This is a genomic window from Plantactinospora sp. BB1, assembly GCF_003030385.1.
GTDB lineage: Bacteria > Actinomycetota > Actinomycetes > Mycobacteriales > Micromonosporaceae > Plantactinospora.
On sequence record NZ_CP028159.1, the window covers coordinates 3,645,025 to 3,662,049 of the forward strand.

The 17,025-nt window shown below is 66.2% G+C and carries 7 protein-coding genes; 4 read left to right on the forward strand and 3 right to left on the reverse strand.

What is annotated here, in order from left to right:
* The first annotated feature begins 179 nt into the window (after window positions 1-179).
* Window positions 180-4,538, forward strand: coding sequence for a LamG-like jellyroll fold domain-containing protein (locus C6W10_RS38555; RefSeq protein ID WP_304598415.1), 4,359 nt, complete (start codon window positions 180-182; stop codon window positions 4,536-4,538).
* Window positions 4,539-4,712: 174 nt separating this feature from the next.
* Window positions 4,713-11,111 (forward strand): RHS repeat-associated core domain-containing protein, encoded by a 6,399-nt coding sequence (locus tag C6W10_RS15985; protein ID WP_234361774.1) that lies wholly within the window; start codon window positions 4,713-4,715, stop codon window positions 11,109-11,111.
* A gap of 576 nt (window positions 11,112-11,687) precedes the next feature.
* On the opposite strand, the gene C6W10_RS15990 is transcribed toward C6W10_RS15985, so the two are convergent.
* Entirely contained in the window at window positions 11,688-12,305 is a 618-nt protein-coding gene (locus C6W10_RS15990; RefSeq protein WP_199854120.1) for a hypothetical protein, read from the reverse strand.
* Window positions 12,306-13,159: 854 nt separating this feature from the next.
* Here C6W10_RS15990 and C6W10_RS38560 point away from each other — a divergent pair.
* Both C6W10_RS38560 and C6W10_RS38565 read left to right on the forward strand, forming a co-directional pair.
* Window positions 13,160-13,801, forward strand: a complete 642-nt coding sequence (locus C6W10_RS38560; protein WP_234361775.1) for an amidohydrolase family protein — start codon at window positions 13,160-13,162, stop codon at window positions 13,799-13,801.
* Window positions 13,705-14,391 carry an amidohydrolase family protein gene (locus C6W10_RS38565; protein WP_234361913.1) on the forward strand — a complete coding sequence of 229 codons (687 nt, stop codon included), beginning with the start codon at window positions 13,705-13,707 and terminating at the stop codon, window positions 14,389-14,391. The genes C6W10_RS38560 and C6W10_RS38565 overlap by 97 nt, the downstream gene beginning before the upstream one ends.
* 47 nt (window positions 14,392-14,438) lie before the next feature.
* Here C6W10_RS38565 and C6W10_RS16005 read toward each other — a convergent pair whose 3' ends face one another.
* Window positions 14,439-16,262 (reverse strand): FtsX-like permease family protein, encoded by a 1,824-nt coding sequence (locus tag C6W10_RS16005; protein ID WP_199853943.1) that lies wholly within the window; start codon window positions 16,260-16,262, stop codon window positions 14,439-14,441.
* Window positions 16,259-17,005: an ABC transporter ATP-binding protein gene (locus C6W10_RS16010; protein WP_107258766.1), complete on the reverse strand. Its 747-nt coding sequence runs from the start codon at window positions 17,003-17,005 to the stop codon at window positions 16,259-16,261. Before C6W10_RS16010 ends, C6W10_RS16005 begins: the two co-directional genes overlap by 4 nt.
* Window positions 17,006-17,025 lie beyond the last annotated feature (20 nt).

Here is a 17,025-nt window from a genome sequence, read left to right on the forward strand (position 1 = left end):
CGGTTTGTGGTCACCAGTTGTAACGCCTCTTTACAGATGATCTCCATGTTCTATAGAGTTCGCGGGCTGTTACAACTTGACCACGGCGAGTTGTGGTGGGTGCTGGTTTGGTGTCCGCACTACGGCGTCAGTTGTGGGCGCGCCAGGGGTGGCGGCGTCAGACCGCGGCCGGTGTGGTGATGTTGCTGGCGATCGGCGCCGCGCCGGCATTGGCGCAACCGTCCGCTTCGGCACAGCCGCAGTGCGCGAGCGAAGCCGTGTCGGAGGCGCAGGCGGTCGCGGCGGCCGAGGCGTGCGATGGGCCGGTAGTGGTGGGGTCGTCGCGGTCGGAGTTCGCGCGGGTGGTGGCTCAGCCCGGTGGTGAGTTGACGTTCGAGTCCGGGGTGGTGCCCTTGTGGGCGCGGCGGGCGGACGGTAGTTGGGCGGATGTCGATCTTCGTCTGTCACGGGGCGGGGATGGCCGGTTGCGACCGGCGGTCTCCGTCGCGGACGTGACCTTTTCCAACGGCGGTATGAACCCTCTGGTGTCGTTGACCAGGGAGGGGCGCACGTTCACCGTCGGCTGGCCTGCTGCTTTGCCCGCACCATCGGTGTCGGGTGATACCGCCACCTATGCCGAGGTGCTGCCTGGCGTTGATTTGACGGTGCAGGCGACCCGGACCGGGTTCTCGCACCTGTTGGTGGTCAAGACGGTGCAGGCGGCGGCTAACCCGGCGGTGCGGCAGATCCATTTCGATCTTGGTGGTGATGCCCGGGCGGCGGGTCTGCCGGACGGGTCGTTACGTGCCCAGGTGGGTGCTGAGGTGGTGGCGTCGGCGGAGCCGGCGGTGATGTGGAATTCGGCCGGCCAGACGGCGGCCATGGGGCGGGTGTCGGCGGTGGGGGAGTCGACGGTCGAGGGGCCGGCTGGTGGGGCGGCGACGGCGCCGGTTCGTACGGCGGTGACGGCCGAAGGTGACCTGGTGTTGACGCCGGATGCGGAGATGCTGGCCGGTGCTCCGGAGGAGTTTCCGGTGTTCATCGATCCGGCGTGGTCGGTGCGGCAGAGCCGGTGGGCGTATGCGACCGACGATAACTGCTCGAACGCCGACTACACGGTGGCGCGGATGGGTTACAGCCCGGAGGGCCCGTGTATCGGGAGTGTGTTCCGGTCGTTCTTCCAGTTCCCGACGACCAGCAACGGGGTGTCGCTGGCGGGTAAGCACATCGCGGACGCGTACGTGCAGATGAAGCTCACGCATTCGCACTCGTGTGACGACACGTGGGCGTACATGTATCAGACGCCGGTGATCGATCACGCGATGAAGGCGACCTGGTCGAAGATGACGCTGGGCACGCTCCTGGACGGCACTGGAGGGCACGCCAACGAGGCGGGCGGGTGCGGCGTCCTCCAACCCGACATGATCATGAACTTTGACTCGTCGGTGGTGACGACCAAAGTTCAGGCAGTGGCGGATCATCGGGCGACGTTGTGGACGGTCGGGTTTTCGGCTCGTGACAGCAATGGCGCCAACGAGGGGACGCTGGAGCGGTGGAAGAAGTTCGTCCCGGCCGACGCGAAGCTCATCGTCGAGTACAACTCGAAGCCGAGTAAGCCGACCAGTCTGCACGTCGCGGGTGTGGCATGTCCGGCCTCGGGCGCGGTCGGGATCGGCACGTTGACGCCGACGTTCTCGGCTGTCTACCCGGATGCCGACAACACCCAGTCGCTGACGGGCACGTATGAGTGGATCGAGGTCCCGGCCGGTGGTATCGGCCTGGTCACCGATTCCTTCCCTTCGCGGTTGCCTCGGCCGGCGACGGCGTCGGCGCCGGCTGGTGGGCGGGCGACGACGGTTTCGGTGACCGGCCTGACGACGGCGAAGACATACGCGTTCCGGGTGACGTCGGTGGACCCGTATGAGCAGTGGAGCGGCTGGTCGGCGTGGTGCCAGTTCACCGTCGACAACCACGGACCGCCGGCGCCGGTGATCACGCCTCCGGACGACGAAGAGGTGGATGGGCCGGGCACGCCAGTGACTTTCCAGGTCAAGGTCAGCGGTGACAACACCGCCGACGTGACGAAGTTCCGGTACTCGTGGACCGGTGATCCGGCGGGGACAGCCCGGGTCCGTACCCACCCGGGCACTGGAACCGGCGGACTCGCCGAGACGTGGTCGGAGCCGGCACTCGGCTGGCAGGTCGACGGCAGCACCGTGTTCAGCCCGGGCGACCTGTCCGGGGACGGCAAGCCGGACGTGGTGTTCCGCCGCGTCACCGACCGCAGCCTCCAACTGGTCAGGGGCAACGGTGCGGGGGGATTCATCACCGCGCCGCAGACGCTTGACTCCGGAAACTGGTCGACGGCCCAGTACCTGTTCTCGCCGGGAGACTTCTCCGGGGACGGACGTCCGGATCTGCTCTACCGCAACGCCGGCGACCTGCACCTGTACATGCGTCGCGGCACCGCCACCGGCGGCCTGGAGACTACCGCGGTGCAGGTCGGCGTCGGCTGGTCCGCCGCGAACTGGATCTTCTCCCCGGGCGACTTCTCCGGTGACGGCAAGCCGGACGTCCTGTACCGCAGCTCGGCGAACGCGGCACTGTACATGGTGCGCGGCAACGGCACGGGTGGCTGGGTCACCGGCAGGTCGGAGCCGATCGGCAACAGCTGGGGCGCCCTGGAACTGCTGACCGGACGGGGAGACTTCTCCGGAGACGGAAAGCCCGACCTGCTCTACCGGCACAAGAGCGACAACAGCCTGAGAATGACCCGCGGCAACGGCACCGGCGGCTGGGTCACCGGCATGTCGGAACTGCTCGCCCCGAGCTGGGCTGACGTGGCCGGTCTTGTCACCCCAGGGGATTTCACCGGTGACGGCAAGCGCGATGTCCTGGCGGTCCTACCGACCGCCAACTTCGGCGAGGTGCCTGCCTCGGGCACTACGGAGAAGACCGCCCCGATCACCGTAATGGTGCCCGGCTACGGGACGAACACGCTGTGGGTGCGGGCGATCGACTCGACCGGCAACCTCGGCCATCTGGCCTCGTGGGACCTCAAGACGGTCCAGCCGGCATCGCCGACCGCGCTGTGGGACCTGGAGACCCATCCGGGCCGCAGCCAGGCACAGGCGCTCAAGGACCTACGCCCCGGCGCCGACGACGACGGACCTACCGATTTGACAGCGTCTAACGTCACGTGGCGAACCGACGCGCGTCTGATCGGCGGCCAGACGGCTGCCTTCAACGGCACCTCCTCCTACTTGAGCGCCCAAGCCGATGCGTTAGACACATCGGACAGCTTTTCCGTGGCCGCCTGGGTGAACCTGGCCGACAAGTCGACCGACCGAACGGTATTGGCCAAGGACGCCAACGGCAACGAGTCGCTACGCCTGATGTATCAACAGAGCAGCGACCGGTGGTTGGTTAGGATCCCGTCGGCAGCAACGGGCACGGTCACCTGGTCAGAGGCTCGATCCACCACTGCACCCGCCACCGGTGTATGGACCCATCTCGCCGTCGCCTACGACAAGACTGCGGGCACACTCATCCTCTACGTCAACGGCATGGTCGAAGACCGCCTCGATGGGGTGGCGACGTTCAACGACGCGGGCCATCAGATGTGGGTGGGCCGGTCGAAGACGACGTGGTGGAAGGGCGACATCGTCGACGTTCAGGTGTTCGACCGGACCCTGATCGAGCACGACTTCACCGGCCAGCTCTGGACAGATCCCACCTCCGGCGGAGTCAGCCACCCCGGTGTGCTGACGCCCACCAAGGCGGGCGATTGGAACTTCACCAACGCCGTTCCCTGCTGGGAGCCGGTCATCGAGCCTGGGGTATGCGAGGCAGTGGACAGGAGCCGGTTCGGTCGGCGGTTCGCATTGTCCCACGGGGTAAATGTCGGCCAGGGACAACGCGGCCTCGGACTGGCGTTGAACGGCACATGGGACCTGGACCCGAACGACCCGCGACACGACGAGCTGACCACCACTGAGTACGGCTGGTCGCAGACCAACAACGGAACACCGGAAGCTCCGATCTGGCAGGACGGGACGGTCCTGCGGACCGACGACTCCTACACCGTCTCCGTCTGGGCCTACCGGGATGAAGAAGCAGGCGAGCAGACGCTCGTCTCTCAGCGCGGAAACAGTGAGTCCGCATTCTCCGTCAAGTACCAGCCCGACGGCGACGGCGATGGTGGTGAGTGGCAGTTCATCGTCAACGACGAGGACACCTCGGCCAGCCTCCAGGCCTCGGTGAAATCGCCAGCGTCCGAGGACGGCAGCGGATGGGTTCATCTGGTAGGGGTGTACGACGCAGCCCGCGGCCAGATCCGCCTGTACGTACAGGGGCAGTTGGCGGAAACTGCGCTGTTGTCGTGGACGCCGATGGCATCGAGCGGACCGTTGCAGCTCGGCCGCGCCCTCTCCAACGGTTCTTTGTCTGAATATTGGCATGGGGGCGTCGACGACCTCCTGGTGTATCAGGGGGCGATGACCGATGCCCAGGTAGACGCCCTGTATGACGAGCAGTCTGTCGATATGACGGTGTTCTGACCCTCACCGGACCGGGCGCTGGCCCGGGTCGTTTGACCACATTGCTACGGAAGCCTGTTGGCCGACTGCGGAGGACCCGTGCTCATGCCATCTCCATCTCCATCTCCGTGGACCGGTCTGGTCCGAGCCCTGCGGCCCGCGCGCACGCTGGTCGCGGCCGCGGTCAGCGCAGTCATGGCGACGACCTTCCTGCATGTGCCGCCGGCGGAGGCAGCACCGGCTGACACGTCGAGTCGAGCCACTGTTCCTCAGGACAAGCGACGGCCCGCGCCTGCGGTGAAGGGCAAGGCGTGGCCGTCGAAGCGGGCAGCGAGTGCGGTGCTGCCGGCTCCGGTCTGGCCCAGGCCCGGCACCGCCCGGGTGACACTGCCCGACGCTGGCGCCCGCCGGACTGGTGAGGTGGGCGCGCAGGCGGAGGGCCTGCCCGTACGGATAGCGGCAGCGGCGGGTAGCGGCCAGCTGTCCCAGGTGGACGTCGAGGTCCTCGACCGCGCAGCTATCGAGGGGTGGCGGGACCGCTTGCTGGTTCGTGTCAAGCCGGTCACCCCGATGGTCTCCACAGCCGTGCCGATGAGCGTATCCATCGACTACCGGAGCTTCCGGTACGCCTACGGTGGGAACTGGGCATCACGGCTGCGGCTGTGGCAGCTCCCACCCACCTGCACCGGGCAGACGCGGGCAGGTGACGGTTGCCAGCCGACGCCGTTGCCGTCGGTGAACAACACCGCAGACGGCACGGTGACCGCCGAGGTCACGGCAGGCCCGGCCGGCACCCTGGTGGCGTTGGCCGCCGCCCCGTCCGGCCCGGAGGGCGACTTCACCGCCACCCCGCTGACACCGTCGGCGACCTGGTCGTCCGGCGGGTCCACGGGCGACTTCACATGGTCGTATCCGATGCGGGTGCCGCCGTCGCTCGGCGGTCCGTCACCGAACCTGGCCCTGTCGTACTCGTCGTCAAGCACCGATGGCCGGTCCAGCGCGGAGAACAACCAGCCCTCCTGGGTGGGGGAGGGTTTCGAGTACTCACCGGGATTCATCGAGCGCAGTTACGTGCCTTGCGTCGATGACATGACCGACGGGAACAACCGGGAGCGGACCGGTGACCTGTGCTGGCGATCGTACAACGCGACCATGTCACTCAACGGCAGCGGCACCGAGCTGGTCTTCGAGGAGGGTAAGGGCTGGCACGCCCGCAACGAGAACGGCGCGAAGATCGAGAAACTCGGGGGCGCGAGCAACGGTGCCCAGGGGGGCGAGCACTGGAGGGTGACCACCACCGACGGCGTGCAGTACTACTTCGGCCTCAACAACCTGGCCGGTCAGGCGTCGACGACGAACTCGACCTGGACGGTGCCGGTCGCCGGCAACCACGACAACGAGCCGTGCCACAGCGATGACGGCTTCGATGACTCGTTCTGCACCCAGGCGTGGCGGTGGAACCTCGACTACGTCGTCGACCCGCACGGCAACACCATGTCCTACTGGTACGACAAGGAAACCAACTACTACGCCAAGAACCTCGGCGAGGGCGACAACCTCTCCTACGTCCGCGGCGGAACGTTGAGGCGGATCGACTACGGCACCTGGGACCGGGTCCTGTCGGACGGTACGGCCAGCAGGTCGGTCAACCCGACCGTCCAGGTGCTGTTCGATGTCCGCGACCGGTGCGAGTCCGACTGCGGCACCCACGACGCCACCCACTGGAAAGATGTGCCCTGGGACCAGGAATGCACCAGCGCCACCGCCGACTGCGACGACAACTACTCACCCACCTTCTGGTCCACAAGACGGTTGGCGAAGGTCACCACCCAGGTCTGGGACACCACCAAGACCACCCCCGCGTGGCAGGCCGTCGACTCCTGGACCCTCGACCACACCTACCCGCCGGTCGGCGACGGCAGCGAGTACGCCGGCATGTGGCTCAACAAGATCACCCGCACCGGCTTGGTCGTCAACAGCGACTCCACCGGGCCCACACCTCTGGCCCCGGTGGTGCTGCCGCCGGTGACATTCGAGCCGACCTCACTGCCCAACCGGGTCCTGACCGACCACAACACCACCAACAACCGCAACCGGATCGGCAACATCATCACCGAGACCGGCGCGAAGACCCAAGTCACCTACCGAGACCCCGAGTGCACGGACGACAACCTGCCCGCCAACCCGCACACCAACACAAAACTGTGCTACCCGGTCATCGGCCCGGACCCGAGCGACCCTACCGGACCGGAAATCCGGGAGTGGTGGCACAAGTACGTCGTGGAACAGGTGTCCGAATCCGACATCGAAATGACCCTCGACGGGAACAACTACAGCTCGCCAATCAAGCACACCCGCTACACCTATCCCAAGGAACCGGCCTGGCACTATGCCGACGACGACGGCCTGATCAAGCCAAAACGCAAGACGTGGAACCAGTTCCGCGGCTACGAGACCGTCGAAACCCGCGTCGGTGAGGCTCCAAGCCAAACGTTGACGGTGACGACCTACCTGCGTGGCATGCACGGCGACCGGAAAACCCCGACCGGCGGCACGCGCGAGGTGATCGTGCCCGCCAGCCTCGGCAACGAGACGGTGCAGGACGAGGACCAGTTCGCCGGCATGGTTCGCGAACAAGTCGTCTACAACGGTGTCACAACCAAACCCGTCTCCAAGACCGTCAACGTCCCCTGGCGATCCCCGGCTCTCGCGTCACGGACCATCAACGGCGACACCGTCACCGCCCGCTTCACCAACACGACGACCACCTACAGCGCGACCGCCCTCGGCACCGACGGGCAAGCCGGCTGGCGCACCACCCGAACCCACTCCACCTTCGACGACAGATACGGCACCCTCGAATCAGTCCGCGACGACGGCGACATCGCCAAGACCGGTGACGAAAAATGCACCAGCCACCACTACAACCGCAACACCGGCAGAAACCTCACCGGCACGGTGAAGCAGACCACCGTGACCGCGCTGACCTGCGGCACCAACCCGACCAGCACGGCCGACATCATCAGCGACACCCGCAACTACTACGACGGCCAGGCCAGCGTCAACGACGCCCCCACCAAGGGCACCATCACCAAGGCCGAAGCACTTAAAGACTGGTCAGCTTCCACGGGCACGGTGTGGCAGACCACCGCCGCAAGCACCCACGACGCCTTCGGCCGGGTTCTGACCACCACCGACATCCGCGGCAACACCACCACCACCGGCTACATACCCATCTCCGGCGGGCCGGTCACCAAGGTCACCACCACAACCCCCGACCCGAACGGCAGTGCCACAGGCTGGACCAGCAGCGTCGACACCCGCCCCTACTGGGGCCTACCGATCAAGGCCACCGACCCGAACGGCCGGGTCAACGAAATGGCATACGACCCGCTCGGCCGCATCGCCAAAGTCTGGAAGATCGGCTGGAACCGTGCCGGCCGCGAAAACTCCCCCTCCTCAGGATATACCTACCATTACGCGCCAGGGCGGGACGCGTACCCCTACATCGCCACCAAGACCCTGCACGCCGGCGGCAACTACCGCACCCTGTACGAGATCTTCGACGCCCTGCTGCGCCCACGGCAGACGCAGACCGAAGCGATCGGCGGCGGCCGCATCATCACCGACACCCGATACGACAAAACCGGCCGCCCCGAAATGACCTACGCCCCACACCACAAGCTCGGCACCGCCGGAGGCCAACTGTGGGGCGAGTCCGAATGGCGCGTACCCGCAGTAACCCAGACTGTGTACGACAACGCGTCTCGCCCGGTCGCCGAAATCTTCCTCACCTCCGGCAGCGACACCTCCGGCGGCCCCACCGCTCTGGTCGAGAAGTGGCGCACCACCACCGCCTACACCGGTGACACCACCCGCGTCACGCCTCCGGACGGCGGCACACCAACCACGAGCGTCACCGACGCCCATGGCCGCACCGTCGAACTACGTCAGCACACCACCGATCAGGGCGTCGAAGGCCCCCACCAGGCCACCCGCTACACCTACAACGGCAAGGACCAACTTGTCACCGTCGCCGACCCCGACGGCAACGAATGGACCTACACCTTCGACGTCAAGGGCCGGCAGATCCAGACCAAGGACCCGGACAAGGGCATCACAACCTCCGAATACAACGACCACGACGACCTGGCCAGAACCACCGACGCCCGCGGCGAAGTCCTCGCTTACACCTACGACCGACTCGGCCGCAAGACCGGCATCTACGACGACGCCGTGACCCCCGCCACCAAAAGAGCCGAATGGAAGTACGACCGGCTAGCTACCGGACAAACTCTTCGCGGCCAGCTGACAGAGACGGTCCGATACGAACCACCGGGCTCGACCAACGCCTACAAGATGCAGGTCCGCACGTTCGGCACTCGCTATCAGCCCGCCACGGTCCACTACGTCATCCCGCCCGTGGAAGGCACCGGCATCGCAGGCACCTGGAGCTTCACCCAGGACTACTCCGACTACGACGGATCACCAACAGACCTCACCTACACTGGAGGCGGCGGCCTAGCCGGCGAGAACGTCACCACCGTATACGGGCCGACAGGCCTGCCGGCAGGACTGACCACCAACGCCGATGCGGCCACCTACGTCAGCGAACAGAAGTACACGCCCTTTGGCGAACCCCTCAGCACCAAACGCGAGGGTCACAACCTCGACTACGTCATCGACACCACCACCTACTACGAAGACACCCGCCGAATCAAACGAACCCACATCGAACCCAAGACGGGCGGAATCGTCTCCGACCGCAACTACAGCTACGACCCCGCCGGCAACATAACCTCCATCAGCGACACCCCACAGACCGGCAGCACCGACACCCAATGCTTCCGCCACGACAGCCTCCAACGCCTCACCTCCGCCTGGACCCCGAAAACCGGCGTCGACTGCGAAACCGACCCCACCCTGCCCAACCTCGGAGGCCCCGCGCCCTACTGGCAAGACTGGACCTTCGACAAAGTCGGCAACCGCCTCACCGAAACCGCCCACACCACCAGCGGGAACACCACCCGCACCTACACCGTCCCCACCGGCGGCAAGGACGTCATCCGCCCGCACGCCGTTACTGCCGTAACTACCCAGGCATCCGGCGAACCTCCAGTCGTGAGCAGCTACGGCTACGACGCAGCGGGAAACACCACCTGCCGTCCCACCGGCGAGGCCGCCAACACATGCCCACCAGGCAGCAACTCCCAACACCTCGCCTGGGACGCCGAAAACCGCCTCACCACCATCTCCGGCGACGCCCCCACCGCCGGCAGCAACATCTACGACGCCGACGGCAACCGACTCCTCCGCCGCGACGCCACCGGCATCACCCTCTACCTCCCCGGCCAAGAACACCGCCGCGAAGGCACCACCACCACCGCAACCCGCTACTACACCTTCGCCGGCAAACTCATCGCCACCCGCACCGCCACCGCCCTCAACTGGACCTACACCGACCACCAAGGCACCCAACACACCACCATCGACGCCGCCAACGAAACGGCCACCACCCGCCGACAAACCCCCTACGGCCAACCCCGCGGCATCCAACCCCCCTGGCCCAACCCCAAAGGCTTCATCGGCGGCGACACCGACCCCACCGGACTCACCCACCTCGCTGCCCGCGAATACGACCCCACCCTCGGCCGCTTCATCAGCGTCGACCCCCTGCTCATCATCGATGACCCACATCAGTACAACGCATACCAGTACGGGGCCAACAGTCCCATCACAAAGAGCGATCCGAGCGGCCTCGCCCTAGTTTGCGGGCACGGCGCTGCCTGCGAGAAAGGAAATGGCAGCAGCGCCGGCGAAGAGGAGCCAACCGAGCCTACCCAACCACCGACATCCAAGCCTGCAAACATTCCTACCGTCGATAGGGATCAAGCCCAAACCGGCAAGATTCGCAAGGCTGCCTTCCTTCTAGTCTTCACCGACGACCACTACGCATGCCGGGGGGCCTTCAAAGGCAACTGCGACTACTGGACGAAACAGGTCGCAAAGAATGGCTTCGACCCCAATCGGGCCACAATCGAGGTGCTATGCGGAGGCGACCCAACCTGTGTCGAGAGCTTCTATTCCGGCGAAGCGGGCATCGAGGAATTCCTCACCGTTATGGGCTTCCTCCCCGGTGTCGGCGAGATAGCAGACGCGGCAAGCGTGGCCGTTGCTCTCAGTAAGAAGGACTGGACAGGCGCAGCCTTGTCGGTGGCCGCTATGATCCCGTTCTTGGGCCTTGGCGCCGGCGCCAAGCGACTCGACAACCGTACCGAAATGGCGGACTCTGGCGAGAGGACGTCGAAGCAAGGTAATTCGTGGGCTGGCAACGAATATAAAAAGCATTCAATGAGGGGCGAACTCCCGAGTATCAGGTCACAGAAGCCGGAAATTATGAACTCCGCAGGTAGAGATCTGATCTGGGATATCTTGACTGATCCTCGGGCGAGCGTCCAACCAATTACAGGGAAAAGCAACTTCCCGGGCGGGTATCATGTCGTAAGTAACACTATATCTGCGGACGGTGAAGGATTCGTATCCGCTGTATTCGATGCGAATCACGTTTTTCAATATTTCGGGGTGTATAAGTAGAGATGATTGAAAAGCCGGTTATTGTCAGACGTAATAGTGCGGCACTTGGCGATGTGCGATCCGTGTGTCTGGGGAATACTCTCCGTGGCGTTGAGTACTGGATCGCAGCAGGAGATCGATGGCCTCATGGTCATCAAAATGATGATGTGCTTCATGAAGTAGACATGGGGGTGTCACTGCGAGTAGGCGAGAGCGCATTCCACATCACTTGGGCCACGGACGGGCTCCGAGAAGGGTTGGCGGTTGCATCTGGGGTGGCGCCTCCGGACTTTTTCGGAGTCCCTGGGGCAGCGATCGAAGTTAACTCAGTGGTTCCGTGGCCGTCCTTTCTTGGCGGCAAGATCGTGGACATAGATTTTGCCTGGCAGGAATCCGAAGAATGTGGTGTAGACCTGCTGTGGGCGGTTCGGATTGACCTAGGCGCTTCTTGTTCCGTTGTGGTAGCCCTCGGTGTGAGCGAGTCTGGTCGACCTAGGTATCATCCGGATTCTTTGTTAGTAATCTTCGATGGAGATTTGGCACGTTCTTACTCAATTCCGGCAGGGCATGGGTCGTCATGGAGTAGTAGCCTTTGAATTATCCTGGACCTTTCTTCGCCGGCGCGTCCGTATATTTGTCGCTTGATGAGTTTGGTTTTGGTGTTGACGCCTTCGGTGCCGCCGTCGTGCAAGGGTGAGCCAGGGTGGTGTTGACGGCGTCGCGGTCGAGGCCGAGGCCGCGGGTGAACGTGTGCAGGTGGGGTAGGTCCCTGGTCTTGACCTCGGCGATCCCCGAGTCGAGACGGTTGTCGTTGCCGCTCGCGGGCGTGAGTAGCGCGGTGAAAGAGCCGATGAACCCGGCCAGCGCGGTCATCTGCGGGCAGGGGCTGGTAAGGGCGTCGACGAGCTTGCGCTGATGTTCTTTGAGCTGGTCGGGCGCGATCAGGAGATAGCGGGTCAGGCGCCTGGGCGACAGAGCCGGGCGGTCGGCTTCGACCCGGCCTTGGGTGATGTAGTGGTAGTGCAGGCTCATGCGCGGTGTAGCCCTGCTTTTTGATCTCAGTGAGGAGTTGAGTGGCACCGACGGCAGGATCTTGCCTCCGGCGGTGGCGTAGGTGCTTACGGTAGGGGTCGACGAGGGTGGGCCGACGGGACCGGGAGTGGATGCTTCTACGCGCGCCCTTTGGCTCGCGGTGATCATCGCCTTCAGCTTCATGGTCGGCGTTGCGGCGGGCGTGCTGACGGCGATGGGTACACGTGACCCGGTCGCCGGTATCCTCCCTGGGGCGGGTGGATTCGGGGGCACGGTCTTCTTCCTCCTACTGGCGATGGCGGCCTTTCTTGTGCCCGCTTCCGACCGGACTTGACTCGGAGGAGTGGCAACGGCGGTCGTTCGCCGTACGGGCGCGAACTGGGAGCGAGCCGTGTCGGACAGTGGGAACCTCCAGTCGTGGCGTCGTTCAGTGTCATGCCGGGCAGTCTCACCGTTTCGCCGCATTGCGCTCGGCTGCGCTCGAGGGGCCGGCGTGACCATGGAAGACGTGGCCAGGGGACCCAGGTCACCTCACGGATGTTCCCTGTTGTCGGAGAGTTTGCGCTGCTCACATAAGGAGATCGCGCGGGCGGGGGAGCGTTCCGCAACGTTCGTTGGCGCTGCCGATGGTTGGTGGTGTGGTGCTCCCTGGCTGTCCTGTCTGGTCGGTCGAATTAGGGGGGGCGGCCATCGGATGTGGACGGTGTCGAACGGATGGCAACGACGTTCAAGGGAGCGCCGTGACCTGCCTGAACGGGTTTTGGGCGGGTCACGGCATGGCGTGGACCGTATTGACACGGAAGAGGTCACTGGTTCAAACCCAGTATCGCCCACCAGCTATGTAAGCAGGTCAGACGGCTCGTTACCAGATCATTGGTAACGAGCCGTTTCTTTTCTGCTCCTTACGTTGGGAGCAAACTGGGAGCACATGATCATCTGCGGTGGCCCCGCGACGGCTCAGCTGGACGATCCTCGCCAGAGCCCCGAGGCGTTCGGGCGCGAAGGCGACATCCTCACCGGGACCACAGCATCAAAGCTTGAAGGGTGCCAAAACGAGGTTCCGGTCGCTGACCTGCGGACAGGACGTGATCGTCCTCGACGTCTCCGGTGCCATCATCACACCGGGTTTCGTGGATACCCACCGCCATGCCTGGGAGACGCAGCTGCGGCGGATCATGCCGGACGTCGACGATCTCGGCGGGTACGTCACCACGACCCTGATGGGATACGCGCCGGCCTACCGCCCGCAGGACATGTATGTCGGCACGAAGCTGGCGGCGCTGACAGCCATCGACAGCGGCGTCACCACCATGCTCGACTTCTCGCACAACTCCCGAAGCACCGCCCACTCCGATCAAGCGGTCCAGGCGCTGCTCGACACCGGTATCCGGGGGATACACGCGGCCATGGGACCGCACTTCGGCGACTGGGACAGGCAGTGGCCGGCCGACGTGGCACGGCTGCAGAAGCAGCACGACAGCAAGCTGCTCACCTTCCGCCTGGCCACCCTGCCCACCGGAGAGATCGCCGGCCCGATCTGGCCTTCGGCCGGCGGCTGGCACAGACGGCCCGGGAACTGGGCATCGGCGTCAGCGTCGACGCTGTCTTCGGCACTGCCTCCTCGCAGGCGATCCTGGCCTGGGAGCGCCAGGGCCTGCTCGGCCCGGACGTCACCCTGATTCACTCCACCGGACTGACTTCCGAGGCGTGGCGTGCCATCGGAGACACCGGCACCACCATCGCCCTGGCTCCCACCTCGGACGCGCAGATCGGCTTGGAGACGGCGATTCCCGCCGTCGACGAGGCCCTGGGCGCCGGTGTGCGGCCGGGCCTGAGCATCGACGTGGAGGTCGCACTGGCCAGCGACATGTTCACCCAGATGCGCGCGCTGCACGCCATTCAGCGGATGCGGGCGGTCAATGCCGCCTACGGCACCGGCGCCGAGCCCCGGCGCATCAGCACCTTCGACGTGCTCGACTTCGCCACCTTGCAGGGCGCCCGTACCAACGGGCTCGGTGACGTGACCGGATCGCTGACCCCTGGAAAGCAGGCCGACCTACTGGTCATCAGGGCGCAGGACATCAACAACATGCCGCTCAACGACGCCGTGGGCACCGTCGTGCTGGGTTCGGATGCCCGCAACGTCGACACGGTCTTCATCGCCGGACAGGTGCGCAAGTGGGCGGGCGACTTGCTGGATGTCGACCTCGCGGCGCTGCGTGACGAGGCCGCCGCGTCCCGTGATCGCATCCTGAACGCCCGCGCCTGAGTTCGCAGCTGCACTGCCACCGTTGGCGCCGATGTAGGGTCACCTGGTCACTCGCGTGCCCCGGCCAGCGCGATCGGCGCGAGCCGGGTGGCAGCGAGAGTCGTCCACACGCTGGTCGCGCCAACCGCTAGGAAGGCTGAGGGGATCGTCAGCCAGACGATCCCCCACGGGGCCACCAGTGTGCCGGCGACTCCACTGATGCCGATCAGGGTGGCCAGTGCCCCGAGCAAGCCCAACAGCAGGCCAGTGACCGTGACGATCGCCGATTCGAGCAGGGCGCTGGCCACCACCTGGCCGCGGCTGTAGCCGGTGAGCCGGGCGACGGCGAACTCGCGGCGGCGTTCCCCGGTGCCAATGACGACCGCGTTGATCACGCCGATCGCGGCGTAGATGGTGGCCATGCCGAGGACCACCTTCATCACGCCGGCGTTGAGGCTGTCCTGCGCGCTGTCGGTGTGCGCGATCCAGTCGTCAAGGGTGAGCACCGGCTGCGGCAGGGTCCTGGCCACAGCCGCGGACTCCGCGCCGGGCTCAAGCCGGACGATGGCCCGCGCGGGACCGAGCGCGGCCGGCGGGACGATGTCTTGCGGCAGCAGGTATTGCGGGCCACCGTTGAGGGTCGGCGGGAGTACGGCCACCACGCGCGCGGTGAGGTCCCGGCCACCGACACGGATCGGCACGCTCGCGCCGAGGTGTCCGCCGGCCGCCGCGACGGTGAGCCCGTGCAGATCGGCGTACGAGCCGGCGAGCAGTGGCAGCCGGTGGGCCTGCTGGTATGCGGCCGGATCCACGGCGAGCGCCTCTACGTCGTCGGTCTCGGTGCCCGTGTCGCCGCCGTAGTGGGTGACGGTGGTGACCCGGATGGTCAGGGCGTACTCCGTCGAGGCGGCGGCGACGCCGGGAGTGCCCGGGGTGACCGGGCCGGCGGCAACCAGGTCACCGCGCAGGTCGGCGGCCAGGCGGTGATGCGCACCGGCGGAGAGGCTGCCGAAGGTGCCGGCCAGCCCGATCAGCAGGGCGACCAGGACCAGCAGGGGCGCGGCGGTGGACGAGCTGCGACGTACGCCGTCACGCAGGTTGGCCCGGGCGAGCCCGCCAACGGTGGTGCGGCCGGCGAGGCTGCCGATGAGGCGGCCGAGCACCGGGACGACGACCGGGCTCAGTGCGCTGAGCCCGAGAGCGAGCGCGACGGTGGCGTTGATCGACAGCGGAATCGCTCCGTTGGGGTTGTCCACGGCCGTTGCGATCGTCATCAGGATGAGGGCGACGACGGTCAGCAGGGCGCCAACCAGCCAGCGGGCGGCGGTCATGACTTTCCCGGCGGCGCCGATCTCCCGCAGGGCTTCCAGCGGGCGCACGCGGGCAGCGCGTCTTGATGCGGCGAGTACGCCTGCCTCGGCGACGCCGATGCCGATCCCGCTCGAGACCCAGAGCACCCAGCCATGCCAGGCCGCGGCGAACGAATCGGGCAGGAATCCGAGGTGGGTGAGCAGCGCCGTCTGCAGACTCAGCACAATCTGCCCGGCCGGGACGCCGAGGACAGTGCCGACGATGCCGAGTAGCAGTGCCTCGGCGAGCAGCAGCCGCCGGAGCTGGCCGCGGCTGCCGCCGATCAGGCGCAGCAGGGCGAGGTCGCGGCGGCGCTGGGCGATGGTGAAGGCGAACGTCGCGCTGACGACGAAGATCGCCAGGAACACCGACACTCCCAGCGCCAGGCCGAGCACCGCGATCGCTTCGCCGTATCGGCCAGCCGAGGCGACGATCAAGAGCGATGACTGGACGATGGCGACGCCGAGCATGACGGTGATGATGGCGCCGGTGAACAGCTGCCAGCGTTCGCGGAAGGTGGCGATCGAGAGCGTGAGCATCATGCCTCCAGGGCGGCGAGCCGATCGGCGACCTCGTGGACCGAGGGCCGGACGAGGCGCCCGACGATGCGCCCGTCGGAGAGGAAGACGACGGAGTCGGCGCTAGCGGCGGCGGCCGGGTCGTGGGTGACCATGACGATGGTCTGCCGCGCGGAGTCGACCATCGACCGCAGCAGGCCCAGCACCGTGCGCGCGGAACGGGAGTCGAGGGCGCCGGTCGGCTCGTCAGCGAACAGCACTGCAGGCCGGGTGACCATGGCTCGGGCGATGGCGACGCGTTGCTGCTGGCCTCCGGAGAGCTCGCGCGGCCGGTGCCGTAGGCGTTCGCCGAGCCCCACATCGGTGAGGATTTGCCGCACGTCGTTCATCGACACCTTGCGGCCGGCCAGCCGCAGCGGCAGGGCGACGTTCTGCTCGGCGGTGAGGGAGCCGACGAGGTTGAAGCTTTGGAAGACGAAGCCAACCTCTTGGCGCCGTAGCCGAGTGAGCTCGCGCTCGGAGGCGCCGGCCAGGTCCCGGTCGCCGAGCAGCACCTGGCCGCTGGTAGGCCGCTCGAGGCCGGCGGCGCAGTGCAGCAAGGTGGATTTCCCGGAGCCGGATGGCCCCATGACGGCCGTCCAGGTGCCGCGGACGAATCCGATGCTGACCCCATCGAGAGCGGAAGCCCGCGCTTGCCTGCCGCCATACACCCGGACCACGTCACGCAGCTCGACGGCCGTGCCCGCCCGTGTCTGAAGCTCGTTCATGCGAGAAACCTATGAAGGAG

Coding starts and splice junctions, on each gene's coding strand:
- C6W10_RS16010 (WP_107258766.1), bottom strand. CDS start 17,005: ATGAACGAGCTTCAGACACGGGCGGGCACGGCCGTCGAGCTGCGTGAC.
- C6W10_RS38555 (WP_304598415.1), top strand. CDS start 180: ATGTTGCTGGCGATCGGCGCCGCGCCGGCATTGGCGCAACCGTCCGCT.
- C6W10_RS16005 (WP_199853943.1), bottom strand. CDS start 16,262: ATGATGCTCACGCTCTCGATCGCCACCTTCCGCGAACGCTGGCAGCTG.
- C6W10_RS15990 (WP_199854120.1), bottom strand. CDS start 12,305: ATGAAGCTGAAGGCGATGATCACCGCGAGCCAAAGGGCGCGCGTAGAA.
- C6W10_RS15985 (WP_234361774.1), top strand. CDS start 4,713: ATGGCGACGACCTTCCTGCATGTGCCGCCGGCGGAGGCAGCACCGGCT.